Raw genomic sequence first — 16,727 nt, forward strand, 5'->3', positions numbered from 1 at the left:
TGTTAAAAATTTAATTTAACGAGGAGATCTCTGATACTTTTCCTACTTAGATGTCACTGAGAAAAAAAACAAAAAGCTAATGAGGGCTTCTTTCTTGTTATGCTTATACTTGTACTTGCTAAGGCTATTACCTTCATATAAGTATAAGTATAAAATAACGAGACAAGCCACTCATTGCTTATAAGTTCTGGAAAGATGATGAATGTTAGTTTAATATCTTTCCCGAACAATAGAATAAGAATCCCAGATATTCTTATCAGTTAAAGATTTAACTAATTTGATATATTCGGCATGACTCCAAGCTAGAGGCGTTGCACTGTTTGTTCCTTCTCCAACGATATAATGATAGGTGTCATTACTGCCCACTCCATCCCAAACTTGCTCAGGAATCATAAAGCTATCATTAGCAAAATACTCTATTGCTCGAACATAAATATCGCGCAGTTGAGCCACTTGTTGATCGCTAATGCTTCCGCCATTTGTCGCCTTAGCTAATTCTAATTCATAATGTCCTCGTTCACCTGTGAAAATCGGCCAAACTCGTCCTCGTTGATTAGGTAAAACGCCAAGATAGTTAGAACCATCAGTAGTAATTTCTCCATAACCATCATGGCCATAGCGTCTGAAACCTGGATATTCTTTACCATCAAAAGTAAAATTGTACTTAATATTTAAATCCTGCTCTGGCGAATTGTCGCTTATGCCATCAAATTGGCAAATAGTAGAGCTAATATGAGAATCATTAGCCGGTTTAACGCCAAAACGAACTAATTCTAAAAAGCCGCCATCTAAAACCTTTACTTCGCCAATAGGCGTTTTTCCATTGCTGGCATCAATTTGGCCATTGTTATTAGGATTTCCATCTTGGTCAATTCTTAAGAAATATTGACCGGGGTTGTTACAGGGTGTGGTTAGTCCATTGGTAGTAAACATAGACTTATCCACATTGTTTTGAAATTCATCCGCTTTCTGTAAATAATAATTGGCTGCACCTGGATCATTAGCGGCATTTTGGGCAATATCAGCCGCCACGACTAACCCAGTAATAACAGCAGCAGTTGTTGAAGGAGAATAACCATATTGTTCTTCCCATCGTTCTTGGTGAGTAATAGGAGGAGTGATTTGACGAATGTTTTGCTGATTAGGAGTACGAATATTAATTGGCCCTCCATTACTTAAAAACTCGGCGGCTGGTTTCAATGTAGCATGATAGGCATCGCTGATTTGACGATCAGAGAGAATACCCGCTTTCCACAATTTCCAACCCAACATGATCGGCATAGCGGTTTGATCTAGCTGTACGCCAAGCCATTCTAAAGTTCCATCAACGTGAGTTTTTTGCAAAAACCAACCTGTAGTCCCAGAATTTCCCAAAGTTCCGGGCTGTCCATTGGCGGCGGGCTTAACTTGAACTTTAGGTAAATACCGAAAAGCGACAAGAGGAGTTTGTTTATCTCCTAATGCTAATAAAGCCATAGCCACTTGATAAAAATCTCTTGGCCAAACTGCCCGATATCCAGTGGCAAAAATATCTGCGTTCACTGTATTACCCCAAGGCACTGATAAAGAAGCAATTAATGCCCCTGCATTGGCTTTATCTTCCATCGTTTTTAAGGTGAAGGCACTAGCATAAAGCTCTTTACCATTATCCCCGGTATTGGGCACCATAGCCGCTAAATTGCTCAAACTAGAGATATAATCTTCCCATCCAACGGCATTTCCTGTCCCGTTGTATTTGGCCAACACACTCGCGTAACCTTCTTGTAAAGAACCGTCTGCTTCTGCTGTAGCGGTGTTATAACTATTGCCAAATCCCACCACTATATCAAAAGTTCGGGTTTCTCCTGCCTTAAAAGTAGGTAATTGAGCCATCATCGCCACATTACCTGGAGCATTTTGGTCTGTATAATCATAAGTCCAGTCCATCACTCCATTTTGTTGAAGGTCTTGATAGCCATCAGTTCTGCCTACATATCCGGCTGATGTTTTGACAAAAGGCTCGCTGCTTTTTAAGCTTAAATAGACCTTTTCTTGTTCACGAGCATTAAGACTATCTGCGCGAACAAAAGCCACATCATTACTACCCGTATTATTCATGTGAGGATTGATCAAAATGTAGGGCGTGATGTTATCCTCATTGGCCGTAAAAATGACTCGGGTAAATAAAGTTTGACGGTTTGGATCGGTAAAAATATGTTTTTCGATAGTATATTTACCATTTTTACCAGTGTTAACGACTCGATAAGCAGGAGACAATGGCCGACCACTGCTATCTTTATCGAGATAATCTACTTTGCTATTGGTATCTACTTTTTCTTGATCAAAAAATCCATTACCGGTTACTAAAAACTGTAAATCGTTGATCTGAGCAAGGTCAATTTCTCCATAAGCGGTTTCTGTAATAATTCCTTGTGCTAAAGTAAACCAAACTTTGGAAACCACTCCTGTAGCGACATTATCCTGATAAATGTTATTAACATAGTTCTCATAGGATGTGCCAATACCTTGTTTGCCGGCATAAGACCAAACAGAGGGAACTCCGGGGGCCCCAGGTGCTTGACCGCCACCTACTGCCCAAGCAACATTTGTTCCTAGCGATAAAACACAACAAAGGGTAATTAAGTTAACCCATAGCCAACGTTTAACATTCATAAAATTATCTTGATTGTGAAAAATTGACATTGACTTAAAATCCCTTGTAGATTTGTCATTTCTACCCCTCCTCCCCATACGGCAGAATTTTTTAAGACCCTATAGCGCCAAATTGTTCTACTTTTCCGTTATAAACCGTTCCGTCAGGCATAAGCGCATTGAACAGATCGGCTTGAGTTAACTTGGTTTCTGAAAGAGTCGCGCCTCTTAACTTGGTATTTCTCATGTAGCTGTTAGAGAAATTTGCCGAGGATAAATTAGCACCAGTAAGAACGGCTGATCTTAGCTTTGTATTTTCTGCTGAAACATTAGACAAAGTTGCTGTCGAAAGAACAGCTTCTGTTAGGTCTGCTTCGGTTAAATTCGCATTCGACAAGATTGCACCGGAAAACAAAGCATTATACAAATCTGCTTTAGAGAGATCGGCCCCTGTTAAATCTGCATTTGTGAAGTTTGTCCCCATGCCTATTATTCCTGATAAATTAGCATTGGTTAGAATCGCATTGGATAGATTTGCATCATTGAGTAATGTGCCAGAAAGGTTTGCACCTGTCAGGTTAGCTCCATTAAGGGCACTGCCATATAAATCCTTATTCGATAAATCTATTTGTGTGAGATCGCAATCAACACAGGCATTTGTTACAAGCAACTTTGTATAATCTGTGGCCACAAATGCGTTAGCTGGCAAATTAAAAAGCGTTAAGCTAGAGAAAATTAAGAGGGTAATAATTGAAAGTCTATGGAACCAAGATTTGATACTCATATTTGTCCTTAAAAATTAGAAAATGTGTGCGATTAGAAATTAATGAACTTTTTAGACAAAAATTTTGGCAAAAGTCACAATTTTAGGAGTTACGCACCATAACGAAATTATAAGGGTTTGAGATTCTTCGCGATCCTTAGCAAGGCTCAGGACTCGCTTGGGAGATAAACTCGTTAGTGCGCGTTTCTGAGTGCGTAACTCCTAACAATTTCTAGCCAAAAAAGGCCAATGTAAATAGAATCGACAAAAAATTTAATTAGAGAACATCCCATTTTTGTAAACTCATGGTTTAAAGTCAGCACAGGGGATCGGTTTTAGTCCTTTAGGACTTACGCACCATAACCCAATCATAAGGGTTTCAGATTCTTCGCTATCCTTCGCAAGACTCAGGACTCGCTTGGGACATAAAATCGTTGGTGCGCGTTTCTGAGTGCGTACTCCTATGCTTTTGAAAACCGCTAACCTGTTTTTTTTGGGATGTTCCCTTTGGCCCACTGATTAACCTTGATGAAGGCTAACTAAGGGGGGTTCACTCCAAGTCGCATATCCCTGGCCTTTTGCACCGGGTGGGTTAACCCCAAGAGTAGGCCAAATCAAACCTTCAGGATAGGCTTGAGGATCGATAATAAAGGTGTGGTCTTTGGGTTTGGTTCCATAATTATCTCGCCAAGATGTAGGCAAAGCATACCAAGTGGCCATATACCAAACCTTGATAATATTGCGGGCAATGGGGCCTAATTTTTCAGAGGCTAAAATTTCTGCACGAAACTTGTCATTAAAAAATGATTCGCTGATTTTTTCAAGTTCTAGGTGATGAAAAGTATTTAAGAGTTCTCCAAAAATTTCTTCACCAATAATGTCTTGAATGGTTTTAAAGTAAGATTCAGCAAAGCCTGTTCCGAGTAAATGAAACCGAGAGTAACCCGTAAGAACTACTGACAAATTCAAGAAATAATCATATTCAGGTGAATTAATATCCATCGCTTATTGATCTCCACAAAATGTTAGGGTATGCAAGTCAAGGTTAACTAGGTTTGATCTGCACGAAAGACAGGAGCGGCATTAAACCCTGGTTTGCCTGGAATGGGATTACGCATTAAAGCATTAGCCTGTTCTTTGAGACGGAACATACCCCCAACTGCTGGAATTAAGTCTTCAGGATGACCATTAAATGAGTGTTCAATCTTGGCTAAAAAGTGACTATAACCCTGTTGAAACTTTACAGCTTCCTGATAAACTTCTGAGTCTTTAGGATAGTCTTCGAGTGAAGCATTTTCCTTAATGGGATAAACTGCATCCCACTTTACCTCAAAAGTTTGACCTGTAGGATGATTAGGCTGATCGGATTTTGTGGGGTCTTCCTTGTCAATTTTATAATATTGTCCTAAAAGGATTTGCTGAAAACGGTAATCATGAGCGAGTTCTCGTTCTGCATCGTAAATGGTATTTACTCTTGACCCTTCACCCTGTTCTTGAATAATTTTTAGGGCGCGGATGGCTGAACGTAGGTCAGTCACTTTGATGATGTCTCCACCACCGTTATAATAATATTCTGGGCCAATTTGACGAGCGGGATCGCCAGAAAAGAGATTTTGACCTTTTTGTTTATATTCTCGATCAAGGGCATTTAAACCGCGAATGATTTCTGCATAAAATAAGCCAATGCTGAAAAAACTTTTGGTAGGGTCCCAGCCGATAAAGTCAAACAAGAATTGTTCTAACGCCCGAGATTGAACCACCGGCTGACCTTCTTTAACTTCTTCTGAGCGTTCAATCTGACGAAAGGTTTCAATCGTCTCTTGTGAAAATTTGCCTAAACCGACTTTAAAATCTGTAGAACCTGTGGGTAAATAACTAGGATAGATGGGAATAAAATCCGGTGCCGTTAGGACTGGTTCATCAAAGGTTCCGCCTACCGCATTGTAAACGTTAGCCGCTAGACATAGGTGTAGCATTTCTTCTACCGCCACCGCCCGAATAATATGGAACGCTTCTAAATTGGTTCCTGGGTGAATTGAGTAAAGGGCTGTCATGTACGGCGGAATAGTTGCGTGTTCTATCTTCATCGCTTGTTTGAGAAAGTACCGCAATCGTTCAACCGTTGTAATTAATTTCAAACTATCGGGTGTCGGTGTTGTCGTCATAGTTAAATTTTCCGGAATGTTAGTGGTTGATAGTTTTTCAGAGAATGGATTTAGCTCCGATTCATCCGTAATAGTTGATTTTTTCGGAGTTATTGCTGGTTTGAAAGGCCAAATCTGCTTAAAAAAAGCACAAATTTGACAGGGATTTGACCTAGACATTAGCGGTTTGCACCTTAGAGGCATTTAATCTGTTAAGAACCTGCTCGGCTGTTCTGAAACTCAGTGCCGCAAGGGTTAAAGTGGTATTAGAACTGCCGATACTCGGCATACTTCCTGCCCCTACTATGTAGAGATTTTTGTGGTCCCAAGAACACTGATAACTATCCACTACTGAATCTTGCGGTGTCAATCCCATAATATGAGTACCTGAAAAATGGTTGCCTCCTTTATAGGCGTAACCTTCACCCTCAAATTCAAAATAGGCGGGGTCTTGTGGGTCATAATGGGTATAATCTTCGGCTCCTAGACGCTGGAATATGAGGCGAGACACTTTTCGGGTATAAGCCAAAGTTCTGCGGCTATAGTCGGGTAAATTGTAGTTGATCACCGGACGATAATTACCCAGTTTATCGGTGTAGTTCGGATCGATGCTCACTCGGTTGTCATATTCGGGCAGTAATTCGCACATGAAAGCGAGGAGCAATTGTCGGGAAATGCGGCTTATCAAGGTCTGTTGCAATTCTTGACCATATTTGTTTTTATTGTCCACTGCATCCTTGAGTTCTGGCGTGGCCCCCCCGGTGGCCCATCCCCAACCATCGTTATGAATATCTACTGCGAAAGAGGATTGCAAGCGGCGAAATTCGCCACTACGGAAAGTTCCAATTCCTGATGTAACCAGTGGTCCGCGCATGGTGCCGGTTACTTCAGGCATTAAGGCCCAAGCTAGGGTGAATGGATGATCCATTAAATGCCGCCCAATCATTCCACTGGTGTTAGGTAGATCTGAAGATAGCAACAGCCGCGCATTTTCTACTGCATTAGTGGCTAGGACATATAATTCTCCTTTGGCGGTTCCTGTGGTGTAGTCGCTGAGGCTTTGGTCTTTGTAGTGCTTAAACTCAATGCCAGTGATATTACCGTTTTGGCGGTCATACTCTACCCGAGAAGCGACGGCTTGGTAAAGTATATGAACCCGACCGGTGTCGAAGGCTTTTTTAAGAGTTCGACGGGCATCATATTTGGCTTGAACCGGACAGATAGGAACACAATTAGCGTTTCCTTGACAACGTTCTCCATACTGTACGGGATTAATGCTGGTCAGTCCGTCGGGAACAAAGCCATTACCCTCAATATGTTGAGTGCCAGGGTATTTATAATTCGGGTTCGGTACTCCGTTACGCGCTTGAGGGAAAGTCGAAAAGTTTATATGGTAAGTCTTACCATAGAGTTGAACGGGAGTCCCCTCAACTTTTTCGATGACTTTTTGATCCAAGTAAGAGGGGGGTAGTTTGTACATGGGGAAAACATACCCATCTTGAAATTTAACCCCGAGTTTTTTTTGCTCCTCTACGTCTCCACAAATCCCTAATTCGGCCTCGGCTTTACAATAGTAGGGTTCAATATCATCATAGCTAATGGGCCAATTAAGTCCTTGTCCGTACTTTGTATATAATTCGAAGTCTTCTGGTAACATTCGGGGGGTTTTGGCTTCCCAGTGCATGGTTGTCCCTCCCTGAATCCGGGTATAAGAACCCGAAAGACGCATAGGACCTTTTTCGACAAAATATATATCATCGTCAGTGGGACTTAAAACATTGGGATTAACTGGATAGGGTGAGTTAGCGTTTTTTTCTATTGCACCGTAGAAAGTATTCACATATTTTTGAAAACTCTCTATGGTTAAACCCTTTGCTAGGGAAGCTTCAAGGATTAAAACGTTTTTGCCCTGTTCACTCAATTGTTTAGCAATAATTGAACCTGCTATCCCTGTTCCTACGATGACAACATCATAAAAGGTGTTTGAGACTGTTTCAGGATCGACAATGATAGTTGTCCCATTTAAGCTCATCAGTTACTCCTTAAATTTTATTGAAGAGAGGAAGCGACAATTCAAATTTCCTTTAGGAAAAACAAAATTTTGCTCTTGATAATTTTGCTTTTTGAATTGTTCAGTTGAGGTAATCAAAAGTAGTTTTTATCCAATTTATGACTTACGCACTATCCAGGGAATCATTAGGGTTTGAGATTGTCCGCGATCCTTGGCTAGACCCTTCCTTTCGTCAGGGCTAGGCTACGCCTCGCTACGCGCACGGCTCAGGATGACATAAAATCGTTGTTTTTAATCGAGAGTGCGTAACTCCTACAATTTTATCATCATTTTGTTTAATAATCGCTTTTTTGAGCCTACCCATAAAACTAAATATATAATTCTAAAATTTTATATTTAATTTACCTTGCCTAAGTATTTTTTATCATTTTTAATACTTAAACAATGTTGACTACAGTTCGACAGCATTAAAGCAATTTAAATCAATTGATGAGGATATTTTTATTACTACTTTGTTGTTTTTGGTGTTAGGGTCTGCTTTAAGTTCTAGTCCTCATAATAGTCTAAGAAGGTAACCTTAAAAACGATTTGTTTACAAAACTTAGCGTTTTGTTATTGCCCTAATAGAATGTAACAAGAGAGTCTTTAGTTTTATAATTTAAACCAGACTTATCTACAAAAATATAGAAGGCTAGTTACAAAGTAAATTAGGGTATATTTCGGCTGAAGTATTGTTGAGTTTTTCTCAAGTTTCACTAGCTATATGGGTTAAAAAACTGATACTAGGAGCAAAGAAATATTCACCCCCTTTCATAAAAGCCCACAGTTTAAAAGTGTAATCGACTTTTTCAGGTTTTCCCCATTCTTTTGGCCACTTTTGGTTTCCTTCGGGTTGACCAATGATAGGGTCAGGGCCGGTATTAACTTCAATAAAATTCTTAGGATTAGCCCATCTTATTTGCATAAAGTTAAACTGATTTTCAATATCAGCTTGAAAACAAAGAAATAATAAGCCTGCGCCAGTTTCGGGTTCTTGAGTTGGGTCATTTTCTCCATAACTAACAGCCCGTCTCGCAATTCGATGAATTCTTTCGACTGCTACTGCTTCCTCAAAACCCGGTGAGGATACTACTCGTCCGGTATCGCCACGCGGGTTAGTCTTACGAATATGAGCATGGAAAGGACATTTTAACCCCTGAGTATCTTGCTCATAATTAAAATTATTAGAAGGAGTCACGGCATAAGTGGGAATATTAGATTTTGTAACAGGTGTTCCGTCATAAAAACGACCGACTGCTAATGCACCGGCTAATTCCTCTCCAATATTTAAAGTTTCGGCTAATTTTCGTTTATCCCGTCGAAATGCGGCAACATTTTGTTCAAGTTTTCGATAAACTAAATAACTGCCATAACTATCCTCAGTTTTTCCATTGGGGTCTTTAACTAAGAGAATACCTAAATTAGCTCGAGAATCCCATTGACTAAAATTACAATCATTAGTGCGAGCCTTGACAATATCTCTTTTAGTAAATAAAGGTTGACTTACCCCATCAACAAACCCAAAATGCTCGATAATTTGTCCGGCTTTATTTCTAAGGATAAAACCATCTTCTCGATGCACAATATCTGCTACTAAACGCAGGTCTTGGTTAATGCGGTTAACAAATTGTAATAAATCAACTAAATCATCTTCGGCGATCAAAATTAAGGCATGAATTTCTTGTTGATAACCTTTTTCCCAATCTTTTACTTCTGGATCGTTTAAAAGACCCCGAATTTCCGGATCTTTCATGCCCATTCTAAAAGGCTGATCGCCGGGAATTTGATAGGGTTCATAGCCAAGAACTTCATAACCTTTACGAGTTAAGTAAACATTGGTAAATATCCCGCCTGGAATATTTTCCCGTCGATAGCGAAGGGCTTGTTCTGACTGTTGTTGGGCAGAGGTGACATAATTTTTAGAAAACTCTTGTAACCATTGTTTAGCCGCGTTAATATCATCGGGTTTCCATTGTAGGAATAAAAATACACTGTAGTCTCGCCCATGCCCTTTTAAAATATTGCCTTGTAAGTCTTCGAGCAAGACTTGATATATTCCGGGATTTTCTGTATCAATCCCGTCTTCTAATACCTCATTTAAATTGTCTTCTGTCAGTGCCATTAAATACTCCTATGTTTAACTAAGGTTGAATTGAAAGCAGGTCAATTTTGTCAGAACATTTGAATTAGATTGATTAGGAATAGTAGAAAATACAAAACCTATGGTTAGGCTAGTACAAAAGGTCTGCCAATTTGACCTGCATTCTGTTAAATTCAGCGATGAATTACAAGCAGCATTTTGAGCATCTGTCAAACTATCCACCTGTAACATCAGCCGGATTAATTGAATTGGTTTCTACCCAATGTTCAATGGTATTACGCACACTTTGGTCAACGTATTCTATACGAATACCCAAAGGGCCTTGAGGGCTGGTAATAACCGTGAACGGTATGCTACCCTCTTGGTTACGGAACCAAGCATCAATAGCAATTCCCTCTTTTTCTAAAGCCTCGATGCGGGCTTTCATGTCTTTTTCCCATACGCCTAGGTAAAGAATTTTACCTTCATGCTTGGCCGAAAAAATGCCATCTCCGCTTGCCTCAATTAATTCGTAGTAAGGCGGGCCTTGTCTGGAAAAGGCCACATAGGGATCATGGCGATGAGGTTCGGGGTCTTCTAGGCGAGGAATGTGAAAATATTGTGGGTCAGTGAAGGTAATTCCCAAAACCTCGGAAAAGTTTTTTATGGCTTCTTTAAGGTCGGGAACGATGACACCTATATGAAAATAGGTACTTACTTCACCTTGACACAAGTGAGGATAACCGTGACCATTGGGTTGTTGAGACCCTTCTGGAACAACCGGGCCAAAGGTAAGAATTTCCGGAGGCTGCTCTAGGTAATTCATCATTTCTTGCACTATTTTTGGCAAATATTCCGTGTTTTGATGAAATGTTAAAGCGGCTTGATCGGCATACTGTTCAAAAAAGAGATACTTTCCAGGCTGATCCACCGAACGCACGAATTGAAACAGCTTAGTATCTGGCTCAGAGCTTTGTACTTTGTCTACCAGTACAAGCATGAGTTTTTCTAAATTTGCTTCTTGTCCGTGTTTGGCTTTTAAGGTTGTAGTACAGGTAATCATAATTTCTGCTCTCTTTATGTGGTTTTACTTTTTCAATGGAGGTAGGAGATTATCTGCTGTGTCGTCCTGAATTTTCTTTTCGGCTTCAGGATATAAGAAATACTCAGGCCCTTCATTGGTGAACAATACATAACCGACAGCGCAGCGACTATCGAACCACATTGACAATTCTTTGCCGATTTCTTCGCCCCAGAGAAAATTAACTAATGCCATCGTGCCAGCATTAATAGAACTGCCGCCAGCCATCGTCCACAATTTATGTTCTGGGGCACCAAGCCACATTGTACGGGGGTTGATAACGTTAATTCCCTCCTCTTTCAATCTTCTTAAAACTGGTGGACTGCAAGTTACTTGGGCATCTCCTATTACCCCTGCGCGGTGAATAATTCCTACACCTACACAGTTAGCGGCAATAAATTTCCCCTGTTGTTTATGTCTTCGGATACAGTTTAGGACTCGCTCATCGGCAATAGCTTTTCCCGATCCTTGACCTCCAGGCACATAAAGTACATCAAATAAATCATCGTCTTTTAAGACTGCGTGAGGTTCAACTCTTGACCCCATTTGTAACTCAATGGGTCCGTCATCTAAAGCGACAAGTTTAACTTCTGGTGCTTCATCTTTTCTACCGAGTAGTTCGAGAAGTACCGGCACTCCTCTAAGCACTTCAAAAGCGACAATAGTATCAGATTCACTACAACGGTGATAGGCAAGGATGCCGACGGTTTTGATGCTCATTATGTCCTTCCGTTTAAAATTTACAGGTGTCTTTAGTTTTAATCAACAGGGGTTAAGACAATTCCTGATTTTTTAATTTCAAGTTTGTTTTGTTTCAAGCTTGATAAATTTGGCATGAGAAGGTTTACCTATATCATTGAGGTAGAACATCATATAATATCCTGGCGGATATAAATTCGAGTTAACAGCAACATTAAAGTCAATCGTGGACTCATCACCTAGCGTTATACTATTAATGGTTAATTCCGCTAAGCGTTGACCAAAATCAAAGGAATGAGTTACAGCACCTAATTTAATTAAAACAAGAGAACCTTTTTCTGTGGCATCTTTAACCGATATGGTTGCTGTTTGATCATAACTAAGAGTCTCTGGGGCATTTGTAATTTCAGGCCGAGAACCTGGCTCAAATAAATAAGGGGGACTAAAAATTTCCGCTTGCCAAATTTCTGCCGGGACAAAGGGTTCAGGGTCACCGGGAACAAAATAGCTTTGAGGATTATTATAATACTCTTCGATGTCAAACTGTTTTAGCTGTCCTGATTGATCAGTTAATGTGGGGATTTGATAGAATCCTTTAGAATCAGGTAATGTATCTACTCGAACTGTTCCGTCTGCCTCTCTTGCCGCACGGTTAGCGTTACCTCCTATTACCAAGACGCGAGCATCAGGTAATAATAATGCTCCATTATGATAGAGTCTCGGTAATGTCGCAGGAGCTAAAGATTTTTTCTCGTAGCCGCCAGGTGCTGACGCATTTGGGGTCATTAATAAAGGTTGATAAACGGGCTTATATTCTGGATATTCTCCTCCATTGATCACTAAAATTTCTTTTGTGGGTAAAATGACGGCTTGCAAGTTAGCTCGTGGTTTATCGAGGAAATCCGGTAAAATTTCCCATTTGCCTATTTTTTCGCTGCTTTCTTGTGACGGTATCCAATGCTGTAAGCTAGTGGATATTTTAGCACCTGGAAATCCACTGGTATTTCCTCCTTTTCCAAAAGCAATACTATTTGTGCCAATAATACCGCCGAGAAGTAATACATTTTCAGAGTTGGGAACTTGTATGGCAGTTCCGTAAGCTTTAGAGGTTTCTCCTCGATCTGGCCCGACTTCAAAGCTAACTGAGAGTTTACCTGTTACAGCATCCTGATTAATAGTCATGAAATAGCTTTTTTTGCTAGAGTGCGGCACTAAAACGGCGGCAATTCCGGCTTCATCTCCGGTTAAAAATAATCGGCCATCTTTAAGAGGGAAAACGCGAGGATAGAGATCTATACTATCATAAGTATCTGTGCCGGTAATTTTGGTATTAAAGGGGCTATTTTTAATGGTTCTTAGGTCAATATAGGTAAGTTTTTGGGTTTGGGGATCGTAAATTTCTAAACTAGGACTAATTTGGTTAGGTGCATCTATTTTTAAACCCGAAAAGATGACTATTTTTCCATCAGCTAGGGAGACTAAAGTGGGATACCAACGACCTTGATTCATTTGTCCAGCTTTAGTCCACTCGCCTGTCTGCCAGTTATAAATATTAATTTGTTTTGAACCTGTAAAGCCGCCGCCAGGGTAATAACGCCCTGTTCCTCCCACAAATAAAATATTTCCGTCAGCTAATTGCAAATGACCCGAACAAAATAAATCATTAGTCTGATTATATTGAATTGCATCAGGAGAATTTATGGGTTCAAAAGTTTTAGTTTCTGGGTCTAAAAGGCTAGTATTATTAATGACATCATAATTAGTAACATCCACTCCCTCGATAATTTTATTGACTCCATCTTCTTGAGTCAGGGTACTCCTAAAACTACTGCCGTTAACGATTAAAACTTTCCCATTAGGAAGCATAATAGTATGAACAGACTGCATTCTCTTTTCTTTGGGCAGGGGAAGGATTTCCCATGCTCCTAGGGTTTCTTGGCTTTCTGATAGGGGAGCGGCTATAGCCTCTTGCCAACCGAAAAATATAATTCCTAATGCTAAGATAAAACTCAAAAAAATGGATACAATTATAGTTCTTTGACGAGATGAAACAAGCATATTTAAGTACCTAGACCAAATTAAAGTTAATAGTAAGACTAAAAGAAAAGTTTTAATCTCTGCTTATTAGAGACTGGAGTGTGCGACTAGATTTTATTTTTAAGGCTACTCCCCTTGTAGAGTAAGCATTTTAACGTTTAAAATACTAGCCGCACTTTTTAGTTTAAACTTCAGTAGAAACTAGGCTTGCATAAATGGCTAAAATTTTTCGCCTCTTATCTTCTGTTTTTGGCAAAAGAACCTACGACTGGTTTAAAAGCTTTTCTATTTCTTGCTGCGTTTTTTCAATGGCTTTTTGAGCAATCTCATAGGCACTAGGATGTAAATTTGGTTCGTCTTCTCCAGGTATCCAAAATTTACGCCTTGATAACCGCAATGAGCTTAGAAAAGCAGGAATAGCGTTAAAAATTTCTACAGCAATTGGCCCTTTATACCGAGGTAAAATAGGTTCTAAAAATGATTGCCAAGGTAGCCAACTGGTATGAACAGCCCCCCTGTCTGGAGGAGAAACTTGAATATAATGAAGCCTTTCTGCATTAGCTAAAGTTTCTACTTGCTGTTTAAAAATGTCTGGGCCTTCTCCGTCAAGGGTTTCATGAGCGCTATCAATAACTACTCCCACTTGTTTACTTTGAACGCCACTCAAAAACTCTATTACTTGAGATAATTTATTAGGTCCTGGAGTTTCCCAATGAGTGATCGGTTCAATAGCTAATTTGACGTTTTTAGCGGCTGCATATAAACCTAATTCATTTAAAACAGGTTGAGCAGTAGTATAACGAACTTTTAAGAAGTCTTGTAGCTGATCACTCCAGATGGGTTCATTAAAGTCTGTAGTAGGAAAAACGCCATAAGGAATAACAATTGGTCCCATCATAATTTCTCCGCCTAAAGCCTCCGTAATATCTACTCTTGACTTAAGATATTTTAAGGCTTGTTCTCGTTGTTCAGGATAAGGAGAACTGGGATCTAAGGTTCTTGTTGCGCCAACATTGGTAGCTATTTTTACATCAGCTAATCCTTGACGGTCTAGATAATCTCGTAGGTTTTTATAATTTTCCACATCTTGAGTGTAATCTTTGCCAAAAGTAGGGGCAATCGGAAACTCAAACCCACTATAACCAAACTCTTTTAATTTTTTAATGTGTTTTACCACAATTTCAGAATACTCGGCGTTATCCGGTTGTAAATTGGTGGTAAACATGAAAAAGCTTAGGTAAATATCTGGTAATGATGATGAGTCGCTCATGTTATTTCTTATTAATGGTATTAGGGCTTAACATTCCAAATCTGGCGGTGAATTTTCCAAGTATCTTGTTCTTTTTTCATTAACCATAAAGCCCGATAGAGTACCTTTGATATTGATGAAGTTCCATCAGGGTTGGTGGTGGTTATAGTGGCATTAGAGATGCCAAGAACATAGCCTAAATCCCCGATAACATGGATTTCTTCAGCAGTAAAGGTAGGATCAATCTGTTTGTTTTCAACACCAATAGCCGCATCATACCCGATAAGAATATCCGGAATACCGCAACGATCTGGGGCATTAGGTGGCATCCAAAGGGCGTTTTCAGTGTACATCGTGCCGTAATTTTCACGGTCTTTGTTTCTTACATAAGTAGGATAATCTACTTCAAATACTTTTTGAATTGCCTGTTTATCACTATCCATATTTAGCCTCTTTTTTCTCTTGAGAAATGCTGGAAAAAAATTTAAGAAATGAGAATTAATCCTCATTTCCTAACGTTTATTAGAAACCTGTCAGGTCTTTTAGATAGCTTCTTGCCATTAAAGCATATTTTAAAGGATTAGCTTTATTGGGGTCTTGTTCAGCTTCCACCATTAACCATCCTTCATAGTTTACATTGGCTAGTTCTTGTAAGATTGGTCGAAATGCAATTGCTCCCTTATAATCACCAGGAACGGTAAATACTCCTTCTCGAATAGCACTTAAAAAGCTACGTCCTTGCAGCTTAGATTCGTCTAATATATTCTGACGAATGTTTTTTAGGTGAACGTGTTTAATACGAGTGGCATATTTTTTGGCTACCGTTAGGGGATCAGTACCGACATAATAAAGATGGCCTGTATCTAGCAATAATTTGACATAATCTGGATTAGTATTACTCATTAAGCGATCAATATCTTCACCGGTTTCTACACCTGTTCCTACGTGAGGATGGTAGCATAACTGCATTCCTTGTTCATGGGCTTGTCTTCCTATCTCATTTAATCCTTCAGTTAAATCTTGCCATTGTTCGTCTGTAAAAATAGGCCGGTTAGTTAAAGGATCTATGGGTTGCTGATGCACTGCACCGCCAAGTTCTGCTACGACGATGGTATTACCCCCCATCTCTTTCATAAATTCCATCTGTTCTCTAAAAATTCTTTTACTTTCTTCTTTTCCATTGCCGCCAATGGTGAAGTAAGTTCCTACCCAAGGTTCAGAAATTTTTAGACCACGCAGTTCTAATTCTTGTTTCAAAACATTTATGTCTTTGGGAAATTTGGGGGCACCTTGAGAACCTTTGAAACCGGCTAGTGCCATTTCACTAAGAATTTGTTGGTAAGGAATAGGAGGAACTAAATCAATTGTAAGGTCATCGCTATTGCTCCAGCCAGTAGGGGTAATACCAAAACGAACAAGTGTAGGATCAAAAGTCGGACTGAGTAAAGCTCTGAATTTAGAAATTTTCGCCTTTTCCACATTTGTGGCAGAAGAATTAGGTGCTAAGACTTCTCTTTTACCAGCATTGATTTGTTGAGCATTTGCCGGCGGGATAAAGGCAATCCCCATTAGGAAGACTATAAAAGCAGAAACTAACAAACGCTGAATTGATTTAGACATAATTTTGTATTGATTGATAGCCAATTTCAAAGAACCAAGTTGAATGCTCAATTGTTTTCGGTAACAATGCTTAATAAAAATTTTCCTCTCAAAGTAAGAAAATTATTTTTTTCACATTGATTAAATCATGTAACAGTTGCTAGATTTTTGTTGAGCTTAATCTAATCGATTTTCTCGTTATGTAACAGAGTTTAAATCCATTATATATCGATAAAACCGCTAGATAAACAGCCAAAAATATAATTATTTTCGCAACTAACCTATAGATTAATCCAAATACTTAGATAATTGACAATTATTACCTAGGCTCATGTGTTGTATACAACAACTTTTTCAAGCAAAATTATATTAGGGAAACATATTACTAGGTAAC

Annotated in this window: 12 protein-coding genes; all 12 read right to left on the bottom strand. The window is 39.4% G+C overall.

Annotated elements, in window-relative coordinates:
- Nucleotides 1-210: 210 nt before the first annotated feature.
- Nucleotides 211-2,682 (bottom strand): glucan 1,4-alpha-glucosidase, encoded by a 2,472-nt coding sequence (locus CYAN7822_RS27560; protein ID WP_013334255.1) that lies wholly within the window; start codon nt 2,680-2,682, stop codon nt 211-213.
- A 61-nt stretch (nt 2,683-2,743) separates the two neighbouring features.
- On the bottom strand, nt 2,744-3,415 hold the full coding sequence (locus CYAN7822_RS27565) for a pentapeptide repeat-containing protein (protein ID WP_013334256.1): 672 nt from the start codon (nt 3,413-3,415) through the stop codon (nt 2,744-2,746).
- Nucleotides 3,416-3,913: 498 nt separating this feature from the next.
- Nucleotides 3,914-4,396 carry a hypothetical protein gene (locus CYAN7822_RS27570; protein ID WP_013334257.1) on the bottom strand — a complete coding sequence of 161 codons (483 nt, stop codon included), beginning with the start codon at nt 4,394-4,396 and terminating at the stop codon, nt 3,914-3,916.
- Between the two features lie 47 nt (nt 4,397-4,443).
- Nucleotides 4,444-5,559, bottom strand: coding sequence for a ferritin-like domain-containing protein (locus CYAN7822_RS27575; RefSeq protein WP_041934125.1), 1,116 nt, complete (start codon nt 5,557-5,559; stop codon nt 4,444-4,446).
- 151 nt (nt 5,560-5,710) lie between these two features.
- Nucleotides 5,711-7,570, bottom strand: coding sequence for a GMC family oxidoreductase (locus CYAN7822_RS27580; protein ID WP_013334259.1), 1,860 nt, complete (start codon nt 7,568-7,570; stop codon nt 5,711-5,713).
- 724 nt (nt 7,571-8,294) lie between these two features.
- The gene (locus CYAN7822_RS27585) at nt 8,295-9,710 is read right to left on the bottom strand and encodes a Dyp-type peroxidase (protein WP_013334260.1); all 1,416 of its coding nucleotides are present in this window, start codon (nt 9,708-9,710) and stop codon (nt 8,295-8,297) included.
- Nucleotides 9,711-9,903: 193 nt separating this feature from the next.
- The gene (locus CYAN7822_RS27590; RefSeq protein WP_013334261.1) at nt 9,904-10,731 is read right to left on the bottom strand and encodes a VOC family protein; all 828 of its coding nucleotides are present in this window, start codon (nt 10,729-10,731) and stop codon (nt 9,904-9,906) included.
- A gap of 24 nt (nt 10,732-10,755) precedes the next feature.
- Nucleotides 10,756-11,469: a DJ-1/PfpI family protein gene (locus CYAN7822_RS34900; RefSeq protein ID WP_013334262.1), complete on the bottom strand. Its 714-nt coding sequence runs from the start codon at nt 11,467-11,469 to the stop codon at nt 10,756-10,758.
- A 78-nt stretch (nt 11,470-11,547) separates the two neighbouring features.
- A complete protein-coding gene (locus CYAN7822_RS27600; protein WP_013334263.1) occupies nt 11,548-13,506 on the bottom strand; it encodes a galactose oxidase early set domain-containing protein in 1,959 nt (652 codons plus the stop codon).
- Nucleotides 13,507-13,747: 241 nt separating this feature from the next.
- Nucleotides 13,748-14,755 (bottom strand): sugar phosphate isomerase/epimerase family protein, encoded by a 1,008-nt coding sequence (locus tag CYAN7822_RS27605; protein WP_041934063.1) that lies wholly within the window; start codon nt 14,753-14,755, stop codon nt 13,748-13,750.
- 20 nt (nt 14,756-14,775) lie between these two features.
- Nucleotides 14,776-15,177, bottom strand: coding sequence for a YybH family protein (locus CYAN7822_RS27610; RefSeq protein WP_013334265.1), 402 nt, complete (start codon nt 15,175-15,177; stop codon nt 14,776-14,778).
- Between the two features lie 79 nt (nt 15,178-15,256).
- A complete protein-coding gene (gene iolE, locus CYAN7822_RS27615) occupies nt 15,257-16,354 on the bottom strand; it encodes a myo-inosose-2 dehydratase (protein WP_013334266.1) in 1,098 nt (365 codons plus the stop codon).
- Between the last annotated feature and the right edge of the window lie 373 nt (nt 16,355-16,727).

Origin of the sequence: Gloeothece verrucosa PCC 7822, from assembly GCF_000147335.1 — a bacterium.
Taxonomy (GTDB): domain Bacteria; phylum Cyanobacteriota; class Cyanobacteriia; order Cyanobacteriales; family Microcystaceae; genus Gloeothece; species Gloeothece verrucosa.

Coding starts and splice junctions, on each gene's coding strand:
- CYAN7822_RS27560 (WP_013334255.1), bottom strand. CDS start 2,682: ATGTCAATTTTTCACAATCAAGATAATTTTATGAATGTTAAACGTTGG.
- CYAN7822_RS27565 (WP_013334256.1), bottom strand. CDS start 3,415: ATGAGTATCAAATCTTGGTTCCATAGACTTTCAATTATTACCCTCTTA.
- CYAN7822_RS27570 (WP_013334257.1), bottom strand. CDS start 4,396: ATGGATATTAATTCACCTGAATATGATTATTTCTTGAATTTGTCAGTA.
- CYAN7822_RS27575 (WP_041934125.1), bottom strand. CDS start 5,559: ATGACGACAACACCGACACCCGATAGTTTGAAATTAATTACAACGGTT.
- CYAN7822_RS27580 (WP_013334259.1), bottom strand. CDS start 7,570: ATGAGCTTAAATGGGACAACTATCATTGTCGATCCTGAAACAGTCTCA.
- CYAN7822_RS27585 (WP_013334260.1), bottom strand. CDS start 9,710: ATGGCACTGACAGAAGACAATTTAAATGAGGTATTAGAAGACGGGATT.
- CYAN7822_RS27590 (WP_013334261.1), bottom strand. CDS start 10,731: ATGATTACCTGTACTACAACCTTAAAAGCCAAACACGGACAAGAAGCA.
- CYAN7822_RS34900 (WP_013334262.1), bottom strand. CDS start 11,469: ATGAGCATCAAAACCGTCGGCATCCTTGCCTATCACCGTTGTAGTGAA.
- CYAN7822_RS27600 (WP_013334263.1), bottom strand. CDS start 13,506: ATGCTTGTTTCATCTCGTCAAAGAACTATAATTGTATCCATTTTTTTG.
- CYAN7822_RS27605 (WP_041934063.1), bottom strand. CDS start 14,755: ATGAGCGACTCATCATCATTACCAGATATTTACCTAAGCTTTTTCATG.
- CYAN7822_RS27610 (WP_013334265.1), bottom strand. CDS start 15,177: ATGGATAGTGATAAACAGGCAATTCAAAAAGTATTTGAAGTAGATTAT.
- iolE (WP_013334266.1), bottom strand. CDS start 16,354: ATGTCTAAATCAATTCAGCGTTTGTTAGTTTCTGCTTTTATAGTCTTC.